This is a genomic window from Planococcus sp. CP5-4_YE, from assembly GCF_019042655.1.
Classification (GTDB): Bacteria; Bacillota; Bacilli; order Bacillales_A; family Planococcaceae; genus Planococcus.
Genome location: NZ_JAHPZO010000002.1, coordinates 1 through 25,324 on the forward strand (window position 1 = coordinate 1; position 25,324 = coordinate 25,324).

27 protein-coding genes, 8 tRNA genes and 1 rRNA gene are annotated in these 25,324 nt (G+C 48.6%); 5 read left to right on the forward strand and 31 right to left on the reverse strand.

The window, feature by feature from the left end; genetic code table 11:
• The 23 genes from KTG14_RS02360 to acpS form a co-directional block, all read right to left on the reverse strand.
• Positions 1–246: ribosomal RNA gene (locus tag KTG14_RS02360) — 16S ribosomal RNA — on the reverse strand; the annotation flags it as partial.
• A gap of 159 nt (positions 247–405) precedes the next feature.
• Positions 406–479 (reverse strand) — tRNA-Gly (locus tag KTG14_RS02365).
• Positions 480–498: 19 nt separating this feature from the next.
• A tRNA-Arg gene (locus tag KTG14_RS02370) sits at positions 499–575 on the reverse strand.
• Between the two features lie 17 nt (positions 576–592).
• Positions 593–678: transfer RNA gene (locus tag KTG14_RS02375), tRNA-Leu, on the reverse strand.
• Positions 679–775: 97 nt separating this feature from the next.
• Positions 776–850: transfer RNA gene (locus KTG14_RS02380), tRNA-Gln, on the reverse strand.
• 9 nt (positions 851–859) lie between these two features.
• Positions 860–935: transfer RNA gene (locus tag KTG14_RS02385), tRNA-Asp, on the reverse strand.
• 3 nt (positions 936–938) lie between these two features.
• Positions 939–1,015, reverse strand: a tRNA-Met gene (locus KTG14_RS02390).
• A gap of 68 nt (positions 1,016–1,083) precedes the next feature.
• Positions 1,084–1,158, reverse strand: a tRNA-Glu gene (locus tag KTG14_RS02395).
• A 7-nt stretch (positions 1,159–1,165) separates the two neighbouring features.
• A tRNA-Asn gene (locus KTG14_RS02400) sits at positions 1,166–1,240 on the reverse strand.
• A gap of 331 nt (positions 1,241–1,571) precedes the next feature.
• Complete coding sequence (locus KTG14_RS02405) at positions 1,572–2,036, reverse strand: SprT family protein (RefSeq protein WP_216969106.1); 465 nt, start codon at positions 2,034–2,036, stop codon at positions 1,572–1,574.
• A gap of 1 nt (position 2,037) precedes the next feature.
• Positions 2,038–4,218: a Tex family protein gene (locus KTG14_RS02410; protein WP_216969107.1), complete on the reverse strand. Its 2,181-nt coding sequence runs from the start codon at positions 4,216–4,218 to the stop codon at positions 2,038–2,040.
• Positions 4,219–4,320: 102 nt separating this feature from the next.
• Complete coding sequence (locus KTG14_RS02415; protein WP_216969108.1) at positions 4,321–4,920, reverse strand: PP2C family serine/threonine-protein phosphatase; 600 nt, start codon at positions 4,918–4,920, stop codon at positions 4,321–4,323.
• Positions 4,920–5,702 (reverse strand): RNA polymerase sigma factor SigB, encoded by a 783-nt coding sequence (gene sigB / locus KTG14_RS02420; RefSeq protein WP_058381769.1) that lies wholly within the window; start codon positions 5,700–5,702, stop codon positions 4,920–4,922. Before sigB ends, KTG14_RS02415 begins: the two co-directional genes overlap by 1 nt.
• Complete coding sequence (gene rsbW / locus KTG14_RS02425) at positions 5,680–6,150, reverse strand: anti-sigma B factor RsbW (RefSeq protein ID WP_058381770.1); 471 nt, start codon at positions 6,148–6,150, stop codon at positions 5,680–5,682. Before rsbW ends, sigB begins: the two co-directional genes overlap by 23 nt.
• 2 nt (positions 6,151–6,152) lie before the next feature.
• Positions 6,153–6,485 (reverse strand): anti-sigma factor antagonist, encoded by a 333-nt coding sequence (locus KTG14_RS02430; RefSeq protein WP_216969109.1) that lies wholly within the window; start codon positions 6,483–6,485, stop codon positions 6,153–6,155.
• Between the two features lie 95 nt (positions 6,486–6,580).
• Positions 6,581–7,582: a PP2C family protein-serine/threonine phosphatase gene (locus KTG14_RS02435; protein ID WP_216969110.1), complete on the reverse strand. Its 1,002-nt coding sequence runs from the start codon at positions 7,580–7,582 to the stop codon at positions 6,581–6,583.
• Between the two features lie 12 nt (positions 7,583–7,594).
• Positions 7,595–7,996, reverse strand: coding sequence for an anti-sigma regulatory factor (locus KTG14_RS02440; RefSeq protein ID WP_058381773.1), 402 nt, complete (start codon positions 7,994–7,996; stop codon positions 7,595–7,597).
• 2 nt (positions 7,997–7,998) lie between these two features.
• Positions 7,999–8,361: an STAS domain-containing protein gene (locus KTG14_RS02445; RefSeq protein ID WP_058381774.1), complete on the reverse strand. Its 363-nt coding sequence runs from the start codon at positions 8,359–8,361 to the stop codon at positions 7,999–8,001.
• On the reverse strand, positions 8,358–9,188 hold the full coding sequence (locus KTG14_RS02450; protein WP_216969111.1) for an RsbT co-antagonist protein RsbRA: 831 nt from the start codon (positions 9,186–9,188) through the stop codon (positions 8,358–8,360). The genes KTG14_RS02445 and KTG14_RS02450 overlap by 4 nt, the downstream gene beginning before the upstream one ends.
• 179 nt (positions 9,189–9,367) lie before the next feature.
• Positions 9,368–9,718 carry a type II toxin-antitoxin system PemK/MazF family toxin gene (locus KTG14_RS02455; protein WP_058381776.1) on the reverse strand — a complete coding sequence of 117 codons (351 nt, stop codon included), beginning with the start codon at positions 9,716–9,718 and terminating at the stop codon, positions 9,368–9,370.
• Positions 9,719–9,722: 4 nt separating this feature from the next.
• Positions 9,723–10,007: a hypothetical protein gene (locus KTG14_RS02460; protein ID WP_058381777.1), complete on the reverse strand. Its 285-nt coding sequence runs from the start codon at positions 10,005–10,007 to the stop codon at positions 9,723–9,725.
• Positions 10,008–10,051: 44 nt separating this feature from the next.
• Complete coding sequence (gene alr / locus KTG14_RS02465) at positions 10,052–11,200, reverse strand: alanine racemase (RefSeq protein WP_216969112.1); 1,149 nt, start codon at positions 11,198–11,200, stop codon at positions 10,052–10,054.
• A gap of 16 nt (positions 11,201–11,216) precedes the next feature.
• Positions 11,217–11,570: a holo-ACP synthase gene (gene acpS, locus KTG14_RS02470; protein WP_216969113.1), complete on the reverse strand. Its 354-nt coding sequence runs from the start codon at positions 11,568–11,570 to the stop codon at positions 11,217–11,219.
• A 68-nt stretch (positions 11,571–11,638) separates the two neighbouring features.
• Between acpS and KTG14_RS02475 the strand changes: the two genes are divergently transcribed.
• A complete protein-coding gene (locus tag KTG14_RS02475) occupies positions 11,639–12,253 on the forward strand; it encodes a rhomboid family intramembrane serine protease (protein ID WP_216969114.1) in 615 nt (204 codons plus the stop codon).
• 17 nt (positions 12,254–12,270) lie between these two features.
• On the opposite strand, the gene KTG14_RS02480 is transcribed toward KTG14_RS02475, so the two are convergent.
• From KTG14_RS02480 to KTG14_RS02510, 7 genes are all read right to left on the reverse strand, one after another.
• Positions 12,271–13,842, reverse strand: coding sequence for a PH domain-containing protein (locus tag KTG14_RS02480; protein ID WP_216969683.1), 1,572 nt, complete (start codon positions 13,840–13,842; stop codon positions 12,271–12,273).
• Positions 13,835–14,314 carry a PH domain-containing protein gene (locus tag KTG14_RS02485; protein WP_216969116.1) on the reverse strand — a complete coding sequence of 160 codons (480 nt, stop codon included), beginning with the start codon at positions 14,312–14,314 and terminating at the stop codon, positions 13,835–13,837. Before KTG14_RS02485 ends, KTG14_RS02480 begins: the two co-directional genes overlap by 8 nt.
• Positions 14,315–14,466: 152 nt before the next feature.
• On the reverse strand, positions 14,467–15,972 hold the full coding sequence (gene cshA / locus KTG14_RS02490; protein WP_156889025.1) for a degradosome RNA helicase CshA: 1,506 nt from the start codon (positions 15,970–15,972) through the stop codon (positions 14,467–14,469).
• Between the two features lie 339 nt (positions 15,973–16,311).
• Positions 16,312–17,007 (reverse strand): alpha/beta hydrolase, encoded by a 696-nt coding sequence (locus KTG14_RS02495; RefSeq protein ID WP_216969118.1) that lies wholly within the window; start codon positions 17,005–17,007, stop codon positions 16,312–16,314.
• Entirely contained in the window at positions 17,004–18,362 is a 1,359-nt protein-coding gene (locus KTG14_RS02500; protein ID WP_216969119.1) for a UDP-N-acetylmuramoyl-tripeptide--D-alanyl-D-alanine ligase, read from the reverse strand. The genes KTG14_RS02495 and KTG14_RS02500 overlap by 4 nt, the downstream gene beginning before the upstream one ends.
• Before the next feature lie 13 nt (positions 18,363–18,375).
• On the reverse strand, positions 18,376–19,446 hold the full coding sequence (locus KTG14_RS02505; RefSeq protein WP_216969121.1) for a D-alanine--D-alanine ligase: 1,071 nt from the start codon (positions 19,444–19,446) through the stop codon (positions 18,376–18,378).
• Between the two features lie 174 nt (positions 19,447–19,620).
• On the reverse strand, positions 19,621–20,391 hold the full coding sequence (locus tag KTG14_RS02510; RefSeq protein ID WP_216969123.1) for a hypothetical protein: 771 nt from the start codon (positions 20,389–20,391) through the stop codon (positions 19,621–19,623).
• A gap of 158 nt (positions 20,392–20,549) precedes the next feature.
• On the opposite strand from KTG14_RS02510, the gene KTG14_RS02515 reads away from it, so the two are divergent.
• Complete coding sequence (locus KTG14_RS02515) at positions 20,550–21,734, forward strand: FtsW/RodA/SpoVE family cell cycle protein (RefSeq protein ID WP_216969125.1); 1,185 nt, start codon at positions 20,550–20,552, stop codon at positions 21,732–21,734.
• Positions 21,735–21,774: 40 nt separating this feature from the next.
• Here KTG14_RS02515 and KTG14_RS02520 read toward each other — a convergent pair whose 3' ends face one another.
• Complete coding sequence (locus KTG14_RS02520) at positions 21,775–21,918, reverse strand: Lmo0850 family protein (protein ID WP_211653203.1); 144 nt, start codon at positions 21,916–21,918, stop codon at positions 21,775–21,777.
• A 284-nt stretch (positions 21,919–22,202) separates the two neighbouring features.
• Between KTG14_RS02520 and KTG14_RS02525 the strand changes: the two genes are divergently transcribed.
• The 3 genes from KTG14_RS02525 (at position 22,203) to KTG14_RS02535 (ending at position 25,246) form a co-directional block, all read left to right on the forward strand.
• The gene (locus KTG14_RS02525) at positions 22,203–22,523 is read left to right on the forward strand and encodes a metal-sensing transcriptional repressor (RefSeq protein WP_216969133.1); all 321 of its coding nucleotides are present in this window, start codon (positions 22,203–22,205) and stop codon (positions 22,521–22,523) included.
• A 47-nt stretch (positions 22,524–22,570) separates the two neighbouring features.
• Positions 22,571–22,792 carry a copper chaperone CopZ gene (gene copZ, locus KTG14_RS02530; RefSeq protein WP_068872065.1) on the forward strand — a complete coding sequence of 74 codons (222 nt, stop codon included), beginning with the start codon at positions 22,571–22,573 and terminating at the stop codon, positions 22,790–22,792.
• A 66-nt stretch (positions 22,793–22,858) separates the two neighbouring features.
• Positions 22,859–25,246, forward strand: a complete 2,388-nt coding sequence (locus KTG14_RS02535) for a heavy metal translocating P-type ATPase (RefSeq protein WP_216969135.1) — start codon at positions 22,859–22,861, stop codon at positions 25,244–25,246.
• Positions 25,247–25,324: the final 78 nt, after the last annotated feature.

Here is a 25,324-nt window from a genome sequence, read left to right on the forward strand (position 1 = left end):
GAGTAGTATTGATCCTGCAGTGACAGCCGAAACCGTCTTTCCGTACCGCCTCATGAGAGGCCGTAAACTATTCGGTATTAGCACCGGTTTCCCGGAGTTATCCCGATCTGCAGGGCAGGTTGCCCACGTGTTACTCACCCGTCCGCCGCTAAACCAAAGGAGCAAGCTCCAATGGTTCCGCTCGACTTGCATGTATTAGGCACGCCGCCAGCGTTCGTCCTGAGCCAGGATCAAACTCTCCATTATAGAGTAGTATTGATTGCTCAATAGTTGCTGGCGCATCGCCGTCTCGAAAGACGCGCGATTCGCTTTGATCTGCCGAAGCTGATCAGTAAGTTTGCCGCGATCGCTCGCGACTGTATTATTGACGTTTTGCTGTTCAGTTTTCAAGGTTCAAAATAATGATGGAGCGGGTGAAGGGAATCGAACCCTCATCATCAGCTTGGAAGGCTGAGGTTTTACCACTAAACTACACCCGCAAATTATATGAAAGATAAATGGCGCGCCCGAGAGGACTCGAACCTCTAACCGCTTGATTCGTAGTCAAGTACTCTATCCAATTGAGCTACGGGCGCAAATAATTGAATATGTATGGTGCGGCCGAGAAGAGTCGAACTTCCACGGGATTTCTCCCACTAGGCCCTCAACCTAGCGCGTCTGCCATTCCGCCACGACCGCAAATTATATTTTTCGAGACAAATTATATTATATAACTTCTAGCCTTTATTGTCAAGAATTACTTTTAACTTTAAGTTCGTCTCAGTAACCCTGAAATTGGCTGGGGTACCTGGATTCGAACCAGGGCATGACGGGATCAAAACCCGTTGCCTTACCGCTTGGCTATACCCCATTGAAAAAATGGCGGTCCCGACCGGGATCGAACCGGCGATCTCCTGCGTGACAGGCAGGCATGTTAACCGCTACACCACGGGACCATTTGGTTGCGGGGGCAGGATTTGAACCTGCGACCTTTGGGTTATGAGCCCAACGAGCTACCGAACTGCTCCACCCCGCGACAATAATAATATTTTCAATTGTATCACACACAAGTATTATATTAGAAAAGATAATTCAATATATGTATGGTGACCCCTACGGGATTCGAACCCGTGTTACCGCCGTGAAAGGGCGGTGTCTTAACCGCTTGACCAAGGGGCCAAATAAATGGCTCCGAAGGTAGGACTCGAACCTACGACCATCGCATTAACAGTGCGGTGCTCTACCACTGAGCTACTTCGGAATAATGTTTAAGTACTTGTCGACTTTTTCTATTATAAAGAGCCTGACAGCAATCGTCAATACTTTTATTCATCATTTTATATTTTAATTTATGTTCTGTATTTCGTTTAATAATCTACCCTTCAAATTACCTTAGCCTACAGAGTATTTAGCTGGCCAATACGGACCCTGAGTTAATAGAGTATGAGCAGTGGGTGGTTCAAATCCACCCTTTCTCTTCTTCTATTAAATACGAATCGCCAGTATTTTCTTTTGTTCATCTCCGTTTAGCGAGACTTCGCTACAAGTCGCTAGACATTAAAAAAAGAGCCGCTCAAAGAGGCGGCTCTTCCTTATAAACTCTTTTCTCTTTTCATCCGCAGCTTGCCGCTGCAACGTCCGCATCTGTACTTCGCGGTGTTCATGCGGATCCTTCTCGGGAATTCCGTTTTACAGGAGATGCATTCATATAGATGAAAGCCATTCGTCTTCCGGCGTTTCTCTGCGAGGAGAGAACAAAACCGTGGAGATTCTGTCTCTAGTAACAACTCTCGGAAATCCTTGTCTCGATGTTTGTATCCTTTTCCTTCAAGGTGGAGGTGATAATGGCAAAGCTCATGCTTAATGATGCCCGTCAGTTCATCACCGCCGAACTTCTCATATGAAGCCGGATTGATTTCAATGTTATGCGATCTCAGTAAGTAACGGCCGCCTGTCGTACGGAGGCGTTTATTGAATACGCCTTGATGGCGAAATGGCTTCCCGAAAATGTCACGAGAAATCTCTGCAATCATCTTAGTCAATTCTTCGTTCGTCATCTTATCTCTCCTGAAGATCCGGCTGTTGTTCTTTCGGTGGCAGCATCGTCAAGGCGATCCGCCCTTTTTGTTTTTCGACCTGGTCTACCCAAACCGTGACGATATCTCCGACTGCCACAACATCAAGCGGGTGTTTGACAAATCCTTTTTTCAATTTAGAGATGTGGACCAGCCCGTCTTGTTTCACGCCAATGTCGACGAAGGCTCCGAAGTCGACGACATTGCGAACCGTTCCTTGTACTTCCATGCCAGGCGTTAAGTCTTCCATCTTCAAGACATCGCTCTTTAGCAATGGCTGAGGGAACTCATCTCGCGGGTCGCGGAATGGTTTCTTCAATGCATCCACGATGTCTTTGAGTGTCACTTTGCCGATTTCCCACTCATGGCTTAATGCCTCTAGGTCCATATTTTCCAGCTTCGCGATAATTTCTGGACGGCCAATCATTTTTTTGTCCGCATCGATCAACTTAAGGATCCTCTCGGCAGCTTCGTAGCTTTCTGGATGAATACCAGTAGCATCGAGCGGGTCTTTCCCTTCCGTTATGCGCAAAAATCCTACAGCTTGCTCATAAGTCTTGGCGCCGAGGCGAGGAATTTTCTTTAGTTGGACGCGAGAAGTGAAGCGCCCGTTTTCATCACGCACTTTAATGATGTTTTCTGCGACGGTCTTGCTGAGTCCAGCAACGTATTGAAGTAGAGAAGCTGAAGCAGAATTAACATTCACGCCGACTTGGTTGACTGCAGTCTCAACAACGAAGGTCAATTGATCTGCCAGTTTTTTCTGGGAGACATCGTGTTGATATTGTCCAACGCCTACTGCTTTCGGGTCGATCTTCACGAGTTCCGAAAGCGGATCTTGAAGTCGTCGGGCGATGGAAGCTGCACTGCGCTCTTCGACTTGCAAATCCGGAAACTCTGCACGGGCTACATCGGAAGCCGAGTAAACACTGGCACCCGCTTCATTGACAATAACGTAAGATGCGTTTTTCGCAGTTTCACCGAGAAAATCCGCAACGAATTGTTCGGTCTCGCGTGATGCTGTGCCATTTCCGATCGCCATGATTTCAATAGGATAGGTGTCCGTTAGACGCTGTAAAGTTTTCTTTGCGCCTTGTTGATCGGATTTTGGGGGATGCGGATAAATGACCGCTACTTCCAATAATTTTCCTGTTGCATCTATCACTGCTAATTTACAACCCGTACGGTACGCCGGATCAACACCGAGCACCATTTTATCTTTCATCGGAGGCTGCAATAACAGGTTGCGAAGGTTTTCTGAAAAGATGTGTATAGCTTGCGTTTCACCTTTTTCACTTAGTTCCGTACGGATTTCACGTTCGATGGATGGCTGGATCAGGCGTTTATAGCTGTCTTCAATGGCCGCTTCTACTTCTTTGGCGGCAGGACTCCCTATTTTCATCCATTTGTCTTTCATTAAACGAATGATCCGGTCGACTGGAGGTGTGACAGTCACTTTCAATACACCTTCTTTTTCGCCCCGGTTGATGGCCAAAATACGGTGTGGGACGATTTTTTTGATTGCTTCACTGTATTCATAATACATTTGGAAGACTTGTTTCTCGTCTTCGTGCCCCTTTTTAGCCGCTGTCTCCAACAGGCCGGTATCACGGGTCATTCGACGGGCTTTTTCACGGATATCAGGGTCGTCCGCAAAAAGCTCAGCTAAAATATCCTGTGCTCCTGCTATCGCTTCTTCCGCTGTTTCAATACCCTTTTCAGCACTGATATACTGTTCCGTTACCTTTTCGATCTGCTCTTTTCCTGGTTTCAAAAGCCAATCTGCCAGTCCCTGCAGCCCTTTTTCTTTTGCGATGATCGCTTTTGTGCGGCGTTTTTGTTTATAAGGTCGATATAAATCTTCCACTCTTTGGAGAACAGTGGCTCCTTTAATAGCTTTTTCAAGCTCAGGAGTCAATTGCTCCTGTTCTTCAATTGAACGGATCACATCTGTTTTTCTTTGTTCCAAATTCTGGATATATGTATAACGATCTTCCACTGCCTTTATCTGGACTTCATCCAATGAACCAGTCGCTTCTTTTCGGTAACGGGCGATAAAAGGCACCGTATTGCCACCTTCAAGCAGCTCAATGACTTGCTTTGCTTGGTTTGGTTTAACGCCAGTCTCTTTGGCGATTAATGCGTGCAATTGCTGAATATCCATTCTACGCACTTCCTTTCTGCCTCTCTATTTTAACATGCTTGTTGATAATCGGAGAAACAAGCCGCCGCCATTGATTTTCCCCATAAAAAAAGAAGCCTCTCCTTAATGGAGAAGGCTTCCTGAAATTAATGTAGCGTCGTCGCCTGTTTGAATGGACGCAAGAATGTCTTCATACAGCCGCCTAGGCGCTCCTGCTCTTCTCATCATCGCTTTTGGATTGCGTAAATCCACGCCATCTGAGTGAATCAAAAATAAGTCGTTTTCCAAATACGTGTAAAGCTGGGTTTTCAGCTTTTGAGGCCTTCCCGATAGGTAGCCCATGACTGGTAGTGGATAAATTACTTCATCGGTTTCTCTTCTATAAAGATAGAAACGAATGTTACCTACACAACTGTATTCTAAAGTGCGCTTCCTGAAGTCCACTTTAAAAATTGCGACCGCTGCTCCACGTTTTTGCAACATCAAACCGTTGAAGCGATTCATCAATTGATCGATTGTCTCATGATGGTACTCTTTCAAGATTTGCGGGATGACCTGTGACGATTCACGCGCTACGGGCCCGCTTCCCAAACCATCGGCTACGGAGCAAATAAAGTAATCGTCCGTCAATACAGTGAAATAACTGTCGCCGGATTCGTAATTTCCTTTTTTTGCTGCGTTGTAGGCATAGGCTTCCACATTTTCATGGCGAATTTCTTCCACTAGGAAACCCCGCCGGCAGCCAAAATGGCTTCTTGAAGCTTTTTGATGGCTTTTCGTTGAAGGCGCGAAACGTGCATCTGGGAAATGCCCAGGCGGTCGCCCGCTTCCTTCTGGCTCAGCTGCTCTATGTAGGTGTATTGGATGATCTGCTTTTCCCGATCGGAAAGGACATTCATCGCTTCCGCTACGAGCATGCGCTGATCCGCTTTTTCGTATCCGTCATCTTCTTGGCCGACTACATCAAACAATGTAACCGTACTGCCGTCCGAATCCGCCTCGAGTGAATGGTCCATGGAAAGCGCTTGATAGCTTTTGCCCATCTCCATCGCTTCCAAAACGTCGTCTTCATCAACATCTAGATATTCGGCGATTTCCCACACTTGTGGAGAACGCTGAAGCTCTGTCGTCAACACTTCGACCGTCGCTTTGATGCGTGGGCCCAGCTCTTTTATGCGGCGCGGCACATGGATCGCCCATGTTTTGTCACGCAAAAAGCGCTTGATCTCACCGATGATGGTCGGCACCGCGAAAGCTTCGAAGCTGCGGCCATAGGATGGATCATAACGCCGGATTGCACCTAGCAAGCCAAGCATGCCCACTTGTGCGATATCCTCGTGGTAGGACTTCCCGTTTGAATACTTGCGGGCAATCGATTCCACAAGACGGCGGTAATTAAGGACAAGGTTTGTCTGTGCTTCCTCGTCCTCGGTTTTTTGATAAGCTTCAATCCATTCCAGTACCTGTTCTTTCGTTGGCTGATTAGGATGAGATTGTTTCGACATCCTCTTCCACCCGCTCTCCTTCAACATGCTTGGTCATAAAGACAGTAACGCCTTCCTGATGATGCACCTTCACTTCATCCATAAGCGTTTCGATCAAATACAGACCGAGACCCCCTTCGCGCAGGAACGCTCCCTCTTCCTGATCGTGGTAAGGGCCCACTTTTGCCTTGGTCTCTTCAAAATTGAAACTTTGGCCGTGGTCGGCTACCATGATTTCAATTTTGTCTTCATATAATGCGCAACCGATGACCACTTCGCCTTCTTCACCTTCTGAATAAGCATGCTGGACAGCATTTGTTACTGCTTCACTTGAAGCGATCTTCAAATCTTCAATATCATCAAATGAAAAACCGATGCGGCTTGCAAGACCTGAAATCGTCAGACGGGCAACGCCAACATACTGGGATTTGGCCGGGACGCGCATCTCTACATAATCGAAAGGACGCATGATTAATTCCCACCCTTTCCGACTGCTGCTTCAATATCCATAATATCGCCTAAGCCAGTGATATCGAAAAGGCGCTTCAGGCGGCTTGAAAGCCCAGTCAGTTTCAAATGGCCGCCTTTTGCGTTGATGGATTTATAGAACGCAACAAAGACGCCCAAGCCTGTACTATCCATATAATCGACACCGGATAAGTCCAATTCGGCATTCAAGCCTTCTTGAGCCTGGTACGCTTCTAATTTTCCGCGAAGTACCGGTGCAGTATGCGCATCGATTTCCCCGTGAATTTCGCCTTTTAATTTATTGTTATTTTCTGTCAAATTAACTTGAATATTCATCTCTATATGACACCCCGTTTTGTATGATTCAATTCGGCTGAAGAAAAGCCATTCTACGCTTTCATACCCGCTATCTAACGCTTTTAAACATCAGATTAAACCTTCTTGTAAACCACTAAAGTGAAATCATCCTGTAGTTCTGCATTTTGCATTCGTTCAAGCTCATCGTAAACGTGTTGGACAATTGCCTGAGCCGGTTGGTCTTTTTTTTGCTCAATTAGTTTGTAAATAACCTCGCGCTCGATAAAACCTTCCTCCGTACGGCCTTCAGTCACCCCGTCCGTCATCATGATGACCATATCACCTTTATCCAAGGCAACGGAATGCTCTTCATAAACTGCGGCTGGCGAAACACCGAGCAACAGGCCTTTTGCTTCGAGTTCATCAAATTCTTCTGTATCTGCACGATAGAGAATGGCAGGCTCATGACCGGCCGATCCGTATGTGAGCTTGGCTGCACCGGCATCGTAATTCGCGTAGAACATCGACACGAACATCGAGTCGTCGACGCTTTTTTCAACAATCCGGTTGATGACGCCGAGCACGTCTTTCGGCAGGGCGTGCGAGCTGTTCAAGCTGTCCATGCCGAATTTGATCATGGACATGCAAAGAGCCGCTGGCAGGCCTTTACCGATTACATCGGCAACGGCTACGCCAGCGTAGCCATCATAATCACTGACAAAATAAATATAATCTCCGTTCATCTTTTTGGCAGGGATCGACAATAAGCCGATATCCAGCCCTTCGAGGGACGGTAACTTGGTCTTGAGCAATGTTTCCTGCACATTGGCTGCCAAGTCCATCTCCACTTTCAGCTCTTCCTGACGCTTCAGTAAACTTTGGCGTTCCTGCAATGCCAGCCCGTAATTAATCATCATCTCAATAAGGAAATCAAAGGAATGCCAAACAACATCCGGAAGATCACTATAGAGCTCCCGGATGGCTGCTTTGTGCATGCTGATCACTTCTTCCGGAGAAATATTCTCCAGAATCAATTGCCTACTGAAATTTTGGCCAACGTACAAATTTTGCTCCGTCTGCTTTTTTACATATTCGTTCAGAATTTCCTGATATTGCGCTTCAATGTGTTGAGGCATTTAGCGTTCCCCCTAGCGGAGCCACTTCGTAGCCCGTATATCTGTCCCTTCACCTTGGATCGTTTCGATCTTGAAATCGTCCATTAAGCGCTTGACACCCGGCAGGCCTGCACCCAATCCTCCTGATGTCGTAAAACCGTCTTCCATTACTTTTCTGACATCCGGAATCCCCGGCCCGCTATCGGCGGCGATAATCAAGATTCCCTTCATGCCATTTTCAGTCAGCTGCTGGATTTCAATCCTGCCCTGACCGGCGTATAAATAAATATTGCGGGCAAGTTCGCTGATGGCAGTTGTAATCCGAGCCTGGTCAACCGTGCCGAAGCCGAGCTCCTTGGCGACATTACGCCCAAGCTGCCTTGCAGCTACAATATCCCATTCCGTTAAAATTTCCACTGAGGATTGGTCGCTCATTTTCAAGCCTCCAATTCCAGTTGAAGTTTCTCCAAGCCGTTCTCTAGGTCAAGTGCCGTCATAACATCTTCAAGTCGAATTCCGAGCTCGATCAAAGTGATGGCAACTGCCGGCTGGATACCGGTAATAACCACTCTTGCCCCCATCAAGCTGGACATGCTGATGACATCTCCTAGCACTTTGGCAATAAATGAATCAATAAAGTCGATGGAGGTCAAATCAATGACCACCCCGCGGGCGCTGGTTTCGTGCAATTTAGTCAAAAGATCCTCTTGGAACTGCAAAGCCGTCTGGTCATCCAGCTCCCATTGAATCGAAACAATTAATGTATCTTTCAGTTTTAGAATTGGGATTCTCACATTCATACTTCTTCAACCTCCACAATTTTTCGGTTTGTCCACGCCAGCGCCTGCTCTACGCCGCGCTGCAGTGTGCTCGTTGTCGTAAAGTCGTTCAAGTTAATTCCAAGCGTTACGATTGTTTGGGCAATTTCTGGGCGAATCCCGACGAGCATGCATTTCGCCCCAACCAAACGGACTGCATCTGCTGCTTGGATAATGTGATGGGCGACCATCGTATCGACGACCGGCACACCTGTAATATCCAGCAACACCACTTCAGCACGATGCTTAACGACTCCGTCGAGCAAGTTCTCCATAATCAATTTCGCCCGTTCCGTGTCAATCGTTCCGACGAGTGGCATGACAGAAACTTTATCGAACACCGGGATCAGGGAAGCGGATAGTTCCTGCAAGGCAATTTTTTGCAGGCTGACCGTGCGCTCCCAGGTTTTGGAGTATGTGTCAATCATGCTATTGCGGATCGGTGTTGCCCACTTCGCAAACTCGTGAACAAATCCATCCATATTGTCCGGATGGATTGTACCCGCTTCGCGCATTCCTTCGTAAACGATTTCAGCGAAGTGGTCGATCGCTTTTGTCATGAACGTGATGGACCAGCCAAGGCGGACGACTTTCTCGGCAAAATCCTTTAAGCGGTTTTCATAGACCTGATGGCTTTCAAGAAGACTTGAAGTCATCAGCCCTGCAAATTCGCGGCTTGTCTGGTTCACCATCTCTTCCGACATTACCTGAAATGAGGGTTCGTCTTTCTCATTTCGCATCATTTGCTGCCAATTGGCAATGATGCCGGTCATGTTTTCTTGTATATATGTAACCATTTGTTTGTTCATCTTGTCGTAAAACCCTCCCGGTGACCCTCGCAGCCACAATTTCATACTTGTCTATCCATTGTATCGGAAAACGGAGCATTTCACATCTTTTTTGATGAACCGTCCCGATTATGATGATTTTCTATACGAAAAACCCCCGAGAAAAGCCATCTCGGGGGTATTTCCATGGAGTATGTATGCTAAAATTTTACAAGTCCGACACTGATTTCTAAGGCTTCGTCCACCTTTTCCATCAACGCATCGTCCAGCTGTGTAATCTTATCAGTCAAACGCGATTTATCAATGGTCCGCAATTGTTCAAGCAAAATAACGGAATCACGCTCAAAGCCGTATTTCTTGGCATTGATTTCCACGTGGGTCGGCAATTTGGCTTTCTGGATCTGGGCGGTGATCGCCGCAATGATCACTGTCGGACTAAATCGGTTCCCGATATCGTTTTGTATCACCAAGACTGGACGGGTCCCGCCTTGCTCAGACCCGACGACCGGTGATAATTCTGCGAAAAAAACATCCCCGCGTTTTACAATCAAGTTGTCACCCTCCGCTTACGAGTTGCACTGTCGTGTGCTCCGCTTCGTACTCAGCGTGCGAACATTCGCAGGCAATCGACAGGTTGATCTGCGACATTTCCACGTAGCCCTTGATCATCGCTTCCCGAATATGATATGAATCGTAGACATTTTTCGTTACCCGTTGAGTAGATACGTAAATGAATTCACCGTTCTCCTCAATGCGTTCATCTGAATGGGCAGTAAGCTCCGACATGAATTGCTTCGGCAACTTGACTACCACTTCTTTCGTCTTTGACTTCTCGTACACAGCCGACACCTCCGAAAATCCCGATCTCTGTCTAGTTTACCTTTTCATCTTACCATTGAATCGTTCGACTGAAAAGGCAATCCGGTATTTTTGGTGCCATTCGCATAGACGCGCGGAACCCGCTTCGTCAAAATACAAGGGATCTCATAGGGGATGGTGCCCAGCTTTTCGGCCCATTCGTCTATCAAGACTTCCCCGTCCCCTTGGCGGCCGATCAACTGGACCGGTTCTCCGACCGGGAGTTCTTCACTCAAACGGATCATGCATTGATCCATGCAGATGCGCCCGACAACCGGCGCCCGCTCACCGCGCACGAGCACTTCTTGCCCTTGCAAACCACGCAGCATGCCATCCGCATAGCCAATCGGAAGCGTGGCGATCCACTCTTCACCTTCACTCCGGTACGTCGCGCCGTAGCTGATTGTCGCACCTGGCTGCACTTTTTTGATGTGGACGATTTGCGTTTCCAGGCTTAGTGCTGGTTCGAGCGTGACCGGTGAATGCTCGCCGACATAAGGCGACGGGGCGATGCCGTAGAGTGAGATGCCTATCCGCACGGCATCACTAGCGACAAATGGATGCATGAGCGCAGCAGCGCTGTTCGACACGTGAACCATGACTCGTTTTGGCAATTGTTCCAATACGCCGTTCATTCGATCGACTTGCCGCTCAAAAAGCGTGGGGTCCTCATCGTCTGCTGCAGCAAAATGTGTAAAGATGCCTTCGAACGAAAATTTTTCCGAAGCCAGTTTGGCAAATGCCGTCTCCGCTTCCCCAGGCTGTATACCGATGCGTCCCATTCCGCTGTCGACTTTTAAATGGACACGGAGCCGCTGTCCTGAAGCAGCTGCTTTCTCAGCCGCTTCGATCCACTCGAGCGACAGGGCGGTAACGATGATATTTTCGCGCTGCGCAACAGGCACGAATGCAGCCGGCACCGCCCCCATTACCAGGATGTCCTGCTCAATTTCTGCGCGGCGCAGCAATAGCGCTTCGTCTGGTGTGGCGACTGCCAACATGCGGATGCCGCACTCAACAGCCGTGCGGGCAATTTCTTCTGCCCCGTGTCCATAGCCGTCCGCTTTGACGACTGCGATCACTTCAGCATCGCCGGCCCGCTTTTGAAACGCCGCTAGATTATTGCGGATCGCTTGTAGGTTGATGACTGCTTTTGTCGGTCGATACATTTCCATATTCTACACATCCTGTTCATTCGGTTTGCAAAACAACTTGCGCGGCGGCAAATTCTTTTGAATGGGTGATCGAAACAAGCCCACATTCCGCACCGCGGAAAAACATGCCGGGTTTGCCGTTTTGATCTTTTCTGATTTCCATATCCGAAAAAGGGCATGCTGCGCCGATTCCGGTGCCGCGGGCTTTGGCGAATGCTTCTTTCGCTGCAAAGCGCCCTGCCAAAAATTCGGTTCTGCGTTTATTATTCAATAGAAGATACTCAGCAAGTTCCGATTCGGTAAGGACACGCTCGCGGAATTTTGAAGATCTTTCATCGAGCTTGCGGATTCTCTCCAGCTCGACAATATCAAGACCGATTCCTGTTATCATAAAGGTTTCTCCTTTCATTCGCAAATGGGTAACGGGTATAATAAAGCTATGAAATTGAGGTGACCTTATTGTTTATCAGAAGAGAAAGTTTTTCACAGTACTTAAGAATGTATCCGGTCGTATCCACTTTGATCGCGTTGAATGTCCTCATTCACTTGCTGACATTTTTGCCGATGCTCGGCGAATACATTTACTATTACGGCGTGGGGTCGAACTTCCACATCGCGAACGGCGAGTGGTGGCGTTTTGTGACTCCGATCTTCCTCCACGGCGGCTTTATGCATTTGCTGTTCAATATGTTTTCGCTGTTCCTGTTCGGTCCAGAGCTTGAGCGTTTGACCGGCAAGGTGCGTTTTATCACGATTTATATGCTGGCCGGCCTTTTCGCATCGGCGGCCACTTATTTCCTGCAGCCGCTCGATTATGTACATGTCGGGGCAAGCGGAGCGATCTTCGGGATCTTCGGCGCATTCGGTGCACTCGTCTATTACGGCGGACGTGCGCTGCCGCAACTCAAACAAATTATACTCCCGATTATCGTCATTAGTATAGTCATGACATTCGTGACGCCGAACATCAATGTTACAGCCCACATCGCCGGGATGATCACCGGCTTCTTGATTGGGCTTAGCTATTTCCACCCGAAACGCATCGTCAGCTGGCGCGCCAAAAACCGCCGCTAATCCGTACGAAAAAACCCTCAGCCGATTTCATTCGGTTGAGGGTTTTTCGTTTGTTCACGATCCATTGTCTGGCGTTGCCTCGACGGCTCGTACCAAGCAAGGATTTCTTCGGCATCTTCTCGTGCCAAATTCGGAACAAGTGCAGTGGCTCCGAGCATGCCGGATTTGATGGTGGCATGGACAGAAGCGACATCGCGGCGGCGCTGGAAAATCGTCCGCGTCACAACAACTACTTGGATACGTTTTTTTAGCATGTAAAAGCGGTGCAGGCTAATGCCTCGGAATTGCGCGGTCAATTGGCGCCCAGAGATGGCATATCCCGCTGAGCGGTGCTGCCAGAGGCCGATTGCAATAATGGCCGGAACAACTACAAGTGCCCATAAACCATACGGATAGAAGAAATAACCGAGCGCCGCGAATGCCGGAACGAGCCAGCCAATCGACAGTCGGTAAAAGAACGGCCGGCTTCTTTTCGGCAAGCGCGTCAGTTCCGGCGACCAGTCAAAATCCGGGAACAATTCATCCAGGACCGGCTTCATCTTCTCCTGCTTGACGAGTGGGAACAAACGGATTTTTTCATCTTTATCAGCCAAAGTGCCACCTGCGCTTTCGACCGTGACATTGACATAGCCGAATAATTGACGCAGCGGATTTTGTGTCATTTTAATGCCTTGCACACGATTAAACGGCACTGAGACTTTTTTCTTTTCCAATAAGCCGCGTGTAATGTAAATCCGTTCATCATCTGCATGGATGGTGAATTGATAATTGGCGAAAAGTGTCATGGCCACTGAAATGACCCAGGCAAGTAATAGCCCTGCAAATACAGTCAATGCCACAACCAGGTAGCCGAAGCGCATGAACAGCATGACTTCCTCGTAAATCGCGTCGTAGGGGATCAGTTCAGCAAACTGCGACAGGAATAAGGCGACACCGGAAATGACGACGCCGATTCCTCCTGAAGTCGTCGCAAGCACCAGTAACTCCTTTATGCTCATCCGGTACAAGACACGCGCTTGTTCTTCCACAGGCGCCTCGCGCGGCGGCTCGGCTTCGGCCGGACCGTAGAGCTTTTCGCCAGCTGGCTCGGCTTGCGTTGCATAGCCGCGCTTTGCCACATGCATTTCCTGTTCGATACGGTCAGCTTCCGCTCGGTAAATGGCGGTCAGTTCTGCTTCCGCCTGCCCCGCTTTTCCAGAGCCGGCCGTTTCGACTTTCACTTTGACAAGCCCAAGCGGCCGGTGGAAGATCCCTTCCGTATAATTCAAGCTTTGGATCCGCTCAAACGGGATATAGCGTTTCTTTTTGACGAACAATCCGTATTCGATCCGCAACTCCCCATCTTCAAACCAATAGACAAAGCGTTTCCATTTGACGATGCCGGCGATCAGCATGAATAACAGCACCACGCCGCCGACGAGCAGCGGCAGTAAGCCTTGCCAGCCTTGGTTGAACATGCCGGAAATCCCGTCTTCACGAAATAAGTTCGCACCGAAAATGATGACAAACGGCAAGATCAATTCTTTTAAGCCTTTCAAGAAATTAATAAGTGCAGAAATCGGATGCAGTTTATAACGCGTCTCAGACATCATCTTCCGCCACCCTTGCGAGCACGGAAATACGGGAGCGCAATTCGTCTGCCTCTTCCGTAATCAATGCCGGAATCGTATGGGTTGTAGCAGCAGTCGAAATGGAAATTTCCGATAAATCGTATTTCCGCAAGATCGGCCCTTGTTCTGTGTCGACGTGCTGAACGCGAACCATCGGCACGAGCGTCCGCTTGACAATAAACAAGCCGTGTTGCAATTCGATTTCCTGGTCGCGCACTTCATAGCGCCATCGTTCCCAGCGGATTTTCGGGAATAAGTAAATGAATAGGATAGCGAACAGCAGGAGCAGACCGCCAGCTGCAGCATAGATCCAATTTGGCCAGTCGAAGAAATATGTAAGAGTGCCTACACCGGCCAATAGCAAAGCGACGACCGCTGTCTCTATCATTCCGTAAAGGCGCCAGACCGTAAGTCCTTTTCGAGAAATCCGGTTTTTCGGTTGATGGTTCATTGTGTCATCTCCAATCAAGAATACTCTCTTCTTCTATACGTTTTGTGAACCGGAACGTTTCATTTCATTGTACCTTATTCCGAAACGACAAAAAAGACGGAGAATCGGCAATTGCTGCCGGTTCTCCGTCTTTTAATTTTATTGATCGGGTTTTAGGATTCGTGACGGCGAGTGCGTCCTGGACGCCCTCCACCTGAAGGACGGCTTGAGCTTGATGACTCACGACGGCCTTTATAGCCACCGCCAGACGAGCGTCCGCCGCCACCTTTGCCTTTGTATCCGCCGCCGGATGAACGTCCGCCGCCGCCTTTACCTTTGTAGCCGCCACCGCCACGTGATGGCAATGGACGCTCTTCGGTAATTTGGACTGGAGCGTCTTCCGGATCTTTCGTCAATGTTTTAAGTGCTGCTGCAATCAAATCAACTGCATCGTGTTTTTCCAACATTTCTGTTGCAAGCTCACGATAGCTACCGAGATTGTTTTTCTCAGTCATTGTTTCCAATTGCTCTACAGCAACGCGCTGAAGTCCAATTACCGCTTCATCAGCAGTTGGAGGAACTAGAGCTTCCATTTTTTTCTTCGTTGTTCTTTCAACGATAGACAAGTAGCCCATTTCGCGTGGTGTAACGAAAGTGACAGCTACACCTTTTTTACCGGCACGGCCAGTACGGCCGATACGGTGAACATAGCTTTCAGGGTCTTGTGGAATATCGAAGTTGTATACGTGAGATACGCCTGAGATATCGAGTCCACGTGCTGCTACGTCAGTTGCAACCAAGATGTCGATTTTGTTTGCTTTGAATTGTTTCAAAACAGACATACGCTTCGCTTGGCTAAGGTCGCCGTGAATTCCTTCAGCTAGATAGCCGCGGAGATTCAATGCGTGCGCCAATTCATCAACGCGGCGCTTCGTGCGTCCGAAGACGATCGCAAGCTCTGGCTGTTGAACGTTCAACAAGCGAGAAAGAATATCGAATTTTTCGCGTTCTACGGATTTCACGAAGAACTGCTCGATGTTTTCGACAGTCATTTCTTTTGACTTGATTTTGACGATTTCAGGTGTTTTCATGAATTTTTCTGCGATGCGACGGATCGGATCCGGCATTGTAGCAGAGAACAGAAGCGTCTGACGGGTATCAGGGACATTCGACATGATTGACTGAATGTCTTCGATGAAGCCCATGTTCAGCATTTCATCAGCTTCATCCAACACAAGCGTATTGACGTTTTCAAGCTTCAACGTGCGGCGGTTAATATGGTCAAGCAAACGACCAGGTGTGCCGACGATGATTTGAGGGCGGTTTTTCAAAGCGCGGATCTGACGGCCGATTTCTTGACCACCGAATACGGACAAGATGCGCACGTTTTTGTCTTTACCTAGGTTGTAAAGCTCTTCAGAAACTTGGATTGCCAATTCGCGTGTCGGTGCAATGACCAAACCTTGCACACTTCCGTCGCGTGTGTCGATTTTCTCGATCAATGGAATACCGAAAGCGGTTGTCTTACCAGTACCTGTTTGTGCTTGCCCGATAATGTCTTTGCCTTCCATGCCTAGGCGGATTGTGCCTTCCTGGATAGGTGTCGCTTCCTCAAAGCCCATACGTCTTACGGATTTCAATGTTGTTTCGCTGATGTTTAGTTCTGTAAATTTAACCAAATTTTTTCAATCTCCTTTTGTCTTCATCTTATTTACAAATGGTACACATTTTAGATGAATTTATGACAAGGTCGAGCCTTTTAGTAGGAACTTTCACGTCGAAAATCATGCTCTGGAGTGTTAAGTCAGAGGGGATGTGTGAACAGGAAAAGCTCGGTCGTTGCCGAGCGGTCTGCACAGCAGGGGTTGTCTTCCCCCATTAAGTAGAACAAACCGTTTATGCTCAAAAAAAACCTCTTCACGAAGGAAGAGTGTCTCAAAAATGTATCCATTGCTCTAAACAGAATAACACGCTTCACCTCTACATGCAATTGATATGCAAAGGTTCCAATTATCAGTTTACTGTTCCTTGCGCATGAATTCCAAGGCTTTCGGGAACCATTCAGCGGCGTCGTCGCTATAGCAAATTAAATGTTTGCCGCTCGCCGAATGGTAAAGATACTTCTCTTTTGAACCGAGGTGATCGTAAATATGTTGTGCTGCAGATGGCGGGACGACGCTGTCTTTTTCACCTTGGACGATGAACGCCGGCACATCGATCAAATGATAATAAGGCTCTACGGTCTTAACGACGCGCAGGAATTCAATGGTCGAACGGATCGGGGTATTACGGAATTTGTATTCATATAAATGATATAGTGCGTTTTGGTTGATGCGCCTGCCGAGCACATCACGCATCGCCTCCCGTACTTCTTCACGGATCTGCAAAGGGCTGATGTATTTCACAGCCGCACTCAATAACACGAGCCGATCGATTTTATAGCGCATCGATAAGTAAAGCGCGATCAAGCCGCCCATCGAGAAACCGACGATGATGACACGGTCGGCTTTCGCTTTCAGGCGTTTTAATGCCAGCTCCGCTTCCATCATCCATACTTCTGCGCTTTGTTCTCCGAGTTCAAGTTTTTCTCCATGTCCCGGCAAGGTCGGAATTTCGACGACCCAATCCGTCTGCTCGCCTAAGTATTCGGCAAACGGCTCTACTTCAAATGGGCCGCCGGTAAAACCATGGATGCACAGTACGCCGGTTTTCATTGGCCGATAAACGGTTCGATCACTTTTTCAAGCGCCATGCCGCGCGAACCTTTGACGAGGACAGCTGTATCTTTCTTAACGTTTTTTTTCAAAAGATCGATGATCGGGCCGTATTCGTCTTCGCTCCACAACAATTTCCCTTTATAAGAAGTGGCCAGTTTGTCGTAAAGCCATTTCATGCGCGGACCGTAAAGGCAGACCCCTTCAAGTTCCAGGCCAATCGAACTTGCCAGCTCTTCATGGAAGTGCTGTTCATTTTCGCCAAGTTCCAGCATATCGCCAAGCACAGCCCATTTTGTTTCTTTCATCGTCGTCTCACGGATGAAGTTCAGTGCCGCTTTCACGGAAGTCGGTGCCGCGTTGTACGCATCATTAATGAACACTGCCCCGTTTTCCGCAGGCACCAATTGCATACGCATATCGGTCAGCGCTGCATTTTTCAATGAGCGGCGGATTTCTTCTTCCGTCAATCCGGCTTCCAGGGCGATCAAAATCGCCGGCAAAGTGTTTTTCACCTGATGTTCACCCAGGACGGGGATGGAGAACTTCGCGTCGATGATGCCATTGACCAAGAAGTTGCTGCCGTCTTCGGTCGCTTTGATATCGGTCACGCTCAATTCATTATCCGGGCCAAAGCCGAACGATACCGCTTGCGTGAAATCTTCAACAAACGGCAACAGCAAAGGCTCATCGCCGTCGTAGAAAAGTTTGCCATGTTGCTCCAGCCCGGCGACGATTTCAAATTTCGCCTCGGCGATTCCTTCTCTCGATCCAAGGTCCTGCATATGCGCTTCGCCGATATTGGTGATGACCGCATAGTCCGGGCGTGCAAGCTCAGACAAGAATTGAATTTGTCCGAAGCCACTCATGCCCATTTCGAGGACCACGTATTTGGTGTCTTCATCCAAAGACAGGATCGTCAGCGGCAACCCGAGTTCATTATTGAAATTGCCTTGCGTTTTCTGGACTTTATAATATGGCTTCAATACGCTCGCGACCAGATCTTTCGTCGAGGTTTTGCCGTTGGATCCGGTAATTCCGATCACGGTCGCCTTCAATTCATTGCGGTAAGCGCGCGCCATTTCCTGCAACGCTTTTTCGCAATCGTCAACGATCAATAACGGCAAATCGGACGGCGGTTCCGGTTCGTCGCTCTGCCATAAAGCACCAGCAGCCCCAGCCTCGATCGCGTAGCGAACATATTTATGGCCATTGGCATTTTCGCCGCGGAACGGAATGAACAAATCGCCCGGCTTCAGCGTCCGCGTATTGATCGACACGCCAGTCACTTCAATCCCTTTTAAATTCGTCTTGATGTCGAGCCATCCGGCTATCTGTTCAATCGTTTTTTTCATAGGTTCTCCCCACTCAATCCATTTTAAATTGCAATAATTGTTTTTCTTCGAAACGTTCAATAGCAAGTGCGATCAGTTTCTCGATTAAGTCAGGATACTCAAGACCGGTATGCTGCCACAACAGCGGGAACATGCTGTACGGCGTAAAGCCTGGCAAGGTATTGACTTCGTTGATGATGATCTCATTTGCATCTGTCACGAAAAAGTCTGCGCGCACGAGGCCTGTGCAATCGAGGATCTTGAACGCTTTTTTGGCGGACTCGACGAGTTCTGGATAAACCGATTCTGGCAATTCCGCCGGGATGATCATCGCCGTGTTGCCGTCTTTGTATTTTGCTTGGTAATCATAGAAAGCTTTCAACGGTTTGATTTCGCCTGCCACTGAGCATTCCGGCTCATCGTTCCCAAGCACGCCCACTTCAATTTCACGGCCGACGACGCCTTGTTCAATGACGATTTTCCGGTCAAATTTAAGTGCTTCCTCCACCGCAGCAATCAGTTCTTCGCGTGATTCAGCTTTGCTGATGCCGACGCTAGAACCAAGGTTTGCCGGCTTGACGAATACTGGCCATGTTAGTTCTTGCTCGACTTTGTCCAGCCACAGATCCTGGCCGTTTTTCCAATCGCGGCGCAGGAAATAGACATAAGGCGTCTGGTTCAACCCGGCTTGTTCAAACAATTGCTTCATGACTACTTTGTCCATGCCTGCTGATGAGGCGAGAACGCCATTGCCGACGTAAGGCAAATTCATCACTTCGAGTAACCCTTGCACCGTGCCGTCTTCACCGTTCGGGCCGTGGAGCAATGGAATGATGACATCAAGTGCTTGCTCTTGATCATTTGGAAGGAAACTGGAAATGTCGTTATTGCGTTCCGCATCCCCTGCCAGTTGAAGTTCTTCTATAGAAGAAACAGGCCCAGCTAAAGGCGTGCCTTTTCGCCATTCGCCTTCTTGTGTGATGTAGATCGGGTAAACTTCGTATTTATCAAAATCAAGCGCTTTAGAGAATGCGCTCGCTGTCGTCAAAGATACTTCGTGTTCAGCGGATTTGCCGCCGTATAAAAGCCCAATTCGTTTTTTCATTAATGACCCTCATTTCGTTTTGCATATTGCTTAGTTTATCACGAACGTTGTCAGCCGAAAAATCTTTTTGTCAGTGGCTGTAAAATCCCAGCGGCACCATCCGTCTGGACAGGAAATTGCACTCCCCTGCAATATACCCGAAAAACAAAAATGATACCCGCAAACAAACGGGTATCATTTCCAGCCTTTTTGTTTTCTGTCGTAGACAATCCGTCCCGATAGCGGCTTGCGGATCGTTTCCCCGAGATCTTCCCAGAACTCGTCCATAAAATCGATTTCGCCAACGGTCCGGACGTGGAGTTCGATTGTATTTTTCGTCTTTTCAGGGTCAGCCAGCGACAGCAGAACCCCTTCGCCCATGTCCATGCGCAGCTTATGGAATTGTTCTTTCGGCAGCTCAGGAATCAAGTCCCTCATGCGGCGACGGAAGAAATGCTGGCCGTTCGTTTCTTTGCGGATGATTTGCGTAAAATGATTGGCAATTAAGGCGCCGAGTTTTTCCATGCGCCGGAAATAGATTTTCGTCCATTCCTTTTCCTCGCCTGCTAAATACACATAATCGTTTTGCAGCGTCGTGAAGAACGGGCTTTTCACCGGTTCTTTTTTATGCCCCAAGTAGAGAAGTTCCGCCTGCTCCTGCGCAGTCAATGAATTTAATTGCTTTTCACTGCGAAAATCGACCCAACAGAATTCACTTCTTTTATTGGAACGCGCCCTTTTTAATTGGCTGTATTCTTCTCTTGTTGCGAAGTCCAGATGGGTATGCATATTAAAAGAAGCTTCCTCATACGGATGCTTCAAAAGCAATAAATTCTCCGGCATATCGACCGCCTCGAGAAAATGCCCGAAGCCAAAACCGCTAAAGAGCGCCATCCGATCCGCTTCGCTCACATAGATATATAAATGCTGTATGTAAAAATCCGTCTTCAACGGCCTTTTCTCCATGTGCCCCACTCCATTTCCTATCTCATTATACGGCTTGGGGGGCCGGTTAGGAAACATTCCTGTTTTCAAATCGTCATTACTTTTTGCATGCGCACAAGTTTAGCATATGCTGTATAATGATGGGCGTTATAGATTAAGAAAAGTATGGGTGAATTGATATGCAAACTAACAAGAGCTTTTCCGATCGTTTCGATTGGTCGCTCACCTTTATATTGTTCCTGTTTTTCATCGTCAGCTTGGTCGCGATCTCTTCTGCCCAGACTTCGGGGCAGTACTTGACCAATTTCGTCCCGCGCCAGGCGTTGTTCTACATCGTGTCGGCCGGGATGATTGCGGTATTGATGTACTTCGATACCGATCAATACAAAAAGATGGCGTATTATTTGTACGGGGCGGGAATCCTGCTCTTGCTCGCTTTGATGATCGCGCCGGACGGGCAAGGCCAGATCGCACAGCCAATCAATGGCGCAAAAGCTTGGTTTCATACGCCATTCGTCAATATCCAGCCAGCCGAGTTCATGAAAACCTTCTATATTTTAGCGCTCGCGAAAATGATTTCTTCGCATCATGAACATCATTTGCTGAGCACTATTAAAACCGATTTACTGTTGCTCGGGAAAATCGCCTTCATGCTCGCGGTTCCGCTCGGCTTCATCCTGCTCCAGCCCGACCTTGGAACGGCGCTCGTATTCATTGCCATTACATTGGCCATCGTCGTCGTCTCCGGAATTTCCTGGAAAATCATCTTGCCAAGCTTCGGCGGCGTGGCGCTCATAGGCGTCACCTTGTTGTGGATGACGCTCAATATGCAGGAATTGCTTGGACGCATCGGCTTGAAGCCCTATATGTTTGAGCGCATCTACACATGGCTTGATCCTTACTCCTATGCGGAATCAGGCGGTTACAACCTGATCGCTGCATTGAATGCGATTGGTTCAGGGGAAGTGTTCGGAAAAGGCTACCAAGGCCGCCAAGTATACGTTCCCGAAAACCATACCGATTTCATCTTTACCGTCATCTCGGAAGATTTTGGCTTTATTGGGGCAAGCGCCGTCATTATTTTGTTCTTCATGCTCATTTACCATTTGACGAAAATCACGCTTCAATTCAAGGATACTTTTAGTACCTATGTGTGCGCCGGCATTATCGCAATGATCACGTTCCACGTCTTCCAGAATATCGGCATGACGATCCAATTGCTGCCGATTACAGGGATCCCTCTTCCTTTCATCAGCTACGGGGGCAGTTCTTTGATCGGTAATATGCTCGCGCTCGGCGTCGTCTTCAGCATGCGGTTCCATCATAAGAACTATATGTTCGATCGCTCCAACCAAAATTCATAAGCTCAATAAAAAACTCCGGCGCATTGGGCGTCGGAGTTTTTTATGAAGAATGCGATGAAGCTTGCGTCGGTTGCGGCAATGCCAGGGTTTTGCTCAGCTCTACACGGGATTTTGTTATCGTGGCTTGAACGCCAAGTTTTGCCAGATTCGATACAATGTTGCGGATCTCTCCATTTTTAATCATCCATGATCACCTCTTTATAGAGTAGTTGTTGCTATTTGGACGTGTGCAGATCTCGCTGATGTGACTGTTCCGTTCGAAATAGTTGACTTTTCTTTATCTACGTATATAATACCATCATTTCAGGGTTTCAAACGTATCAATTTGATGACAAATGAAAAGCTTGAGTTAATTCCTTGATTTACATACCCCCTTAAGGTATGCTCGGATTGTAATCGGGACTATCCACTTTGGAGTGGATCAGGTTGGCGAATGATTCGCCAGCCGAAAAATGGGAGGGGTTTCGAATGAGTGAAGCAATCGAAGAAATGCCAGCCTCCGATGCCTGTAGAAAAAGCCACCATCCCCCTTCGGTCAAACGGGATTTGACGAACCGGCTGAATCGCATCGAAGGGCAAGTGCGCGGCATCAAAGGCATGGTCGACCGGGATGTCTATTGTGATGACATTATTACGCAATTGGCTGCTACCCAGTCTGCATTGAACAGCGTAACGAAAGTGCTGCTCGACGGCCATTTAAAAGGCTGTGTCAAAGACCGCCTGGCTTCAGGCGATGAAGAGATTCTTGACGAATTGCTCATCACGTTCCAAAAATTGATGAGAAAATAAAATAGAGGAAGCGATCTGCTTTCCACATAACTAAGGAGGAATTTTTCATGAAAGAACAAGTCCATTTGCAAGTAAGCGGCATGAGCTGTCAACATTGTGTAAAATCCGTAGAAGACAGCGTCGGCGCACTTTCTGGCGTCGAAAAAGTAGATGTTTCACTTGAACAAGGCGCAGTGGATGTCACATATGACAGCGCGAATGTCGATGTGGCGCAAATCGCCTCAGCTATCGAAGATCAAGGCTATGATGTAGCAGCATTGAGCGAATAACTGCGGAAACGCAGTTATTTTTTTCAAAACAATATACCCCTATAAGGTATGAAGGTGGGATTCCCAATGGCAATAAAGCAAACGGAATTGCCGATCACCGGCATGACCTGTGCCGCGTGTGCAAACCGGGTCGAGAAAGGCTTGCAGAAGCTCCCTGGCGTGTCCGAGGCGACGGTCAATTTCGCAACTGAAAAAGCATCGGTCAATTTCGATGACGAACAATCCAATTTGAACGATTTGCATCAAAAAGTCGAACAGCTCGGCTATGGCATCCAGCAAGAAGAAGTCGATTTTTCGATCCAGGGCATGACATGCGCAAACTGTTCAGCACGGATCGAAAAGGCGCTGAACCGAATGGACGGTGTCGAAAACGCGACAATCAATTTGGCGCTAGAAAGCGGCCATGTGGTTTACAGCCCAGGCACTTTGACTCCTGAAGCTTTCGTCCAAAAGATCCAATCGCTCGGCTATGACGCCGTGCTCGAGCAGGACCAGCAGGAAGCAACCGATTACAAAGAACAGGAAATCAAGAAAAAGACTCGCCTTTTCTGGATATCTGCCGCTTTCTCGCTGCCGCTCCTGTGGACGATGTTCAGCCACTTTACATTCACGTCCTGGATGTATGTTCCGGAATTCCTGATGAACCCATTTATGCAATGGGCGCTCGCAACGCCAGTGCAGTTCTGGGTCGGGGCGACCTTCTACAAAGGCGCTTATTTCGCCTTAAAAAACAAAAGCGCCAATATGGATGTATTGGTTGCACTCGGTACATCGGCCGCCTATTTTTACAGCGTCTATCTGGTCCTTGCAAACTTAGGGATGGGCCATAATATGGGCTTGTATTTCGAAACGAGCGCTGTCTTGATTACTTTGATCGTTCTCGGCAAAGTATTTGAAGCCCGCGCGAAAGGCCGCTCGTCCGACGCCATCAAGAAACTGATGAAGCTGCAGCCGCAGCATGCACTCATCGAACGCGGCGCAGAATTCATTAGCGTACCGATCGCAGAAGTTAGAGAAGGCGATATGCTGTTGATCAAACCCGGTGCTTCCATCCCTGTTGATGCAGCGGTTATCTCCGGAAGTTCCGCTGTCGACGAATCGATGCTGACGGGCGAAAGCCTGCCGGTCGATAAAAACGAGGGAGATGCGGTATATGCCGCGACTGTCAACGCCAACGGTTCCTTGAAAGTCCGCGCCGATAAAATCGGCAAAGAAACTGTGCTGTCGAACATCATCCGCGTCGTCGAACAGGCGCAAGGCTCGAAAGCGCCAATCCAGCGGCTGGCTGACCAGATTTCCGGAATCTTCGTCCCGATCGTTGTCGGAATTGCGATCATGACCTTCCTCGTCTGGTACTTCCTGGCCGCTCCCGGAGATTTTGCAGCGGCGCTGACCAGCACGGTCGCCGTACTTGTCATCGCCTGCCCTTGTGCTTTGGGACTTGCGACACCTACTTCAATCATGGCAGGTTCCGGACGTTCCGCTGAACAAGGCGTGTTGTTCAAAACAGCGGAATCGCTGGAAACGACAAAGCATATCGACACGATCGTGCTCGATAAGACCGGCACCATCACCAACGGCAAACCGGTCGTCACTGACTTCATCCCGGCGCCGGATGTCGATACCGAACAAGTCAAACGGCTTGTGGCTAGCGCGGAAAGCGAATCCGAGCACCCCGTTGCACAGGCAATCGCAGACTTCGGTGCTGCTGGGCTTGCGATCAGCAGATTTGAAGCAGTTCCTGGACATGGCATCAAAGCGCATGTGGATGGCCAGGATGTTTGGGTCGGCAACCGCCGCTTGCTCGATGGCATCGCAGTCGACGAACAAGCGGCTGAACAGTTGGAACAAGACGGCAAGACGGCAATGTTCATTGCCATCGACGGAAAATACGCGGGCCTTATCGCTGTCGCAGACACGATCAAGGATTCCGCAAAAGCCGCAGTCGAAGAAATGAAACGCATGGGACTTCGCGTCGTCATGCTGACTGGCGACCAGCAGCGCACCGCCGATGCCATCGCCAGACAAGTCGGCATCGATGAAGTCGTAGCCGATGTATTGCCTGCTGAAAAAGCGGGACATGTGGCGAAGTTGCAAGAACAAGGGCGCAAAGTCGCGATGGCTGGAGACGGCTTGAACGATGCACCGGCACTTGCGACCGCGGATATCGGCATGGCCATGGGCACTGGCACCGCAATCGCCATGGAAGCGGCCGACATCACTTTGATGCAAGGTGATTTGATGCGCGTCGCAGATGCTGTTCGCATGAGCCGCCTGACCGTCCGCAACATCAAGCAAAACTTGTTCTGGGCGCTCGCCTACAATTCGGTCGGCATTCCGATTGCCGCTGCCGGCTTCCTTGCACCTTGGCTCGCAGGTGCCGCGATGGCGTTCAGTTCCGTTTCCGTTGTCATGAACGCATTGCGTTTACAGCGCGTTAAATTGAATAAGTAACCGATTCCCAAAGCTCTCGGCTGCCATCAGGCAAGCGGGAGCTTTTTCGTTGCCCATCTTTTTTCTGCTGCCGTTGTT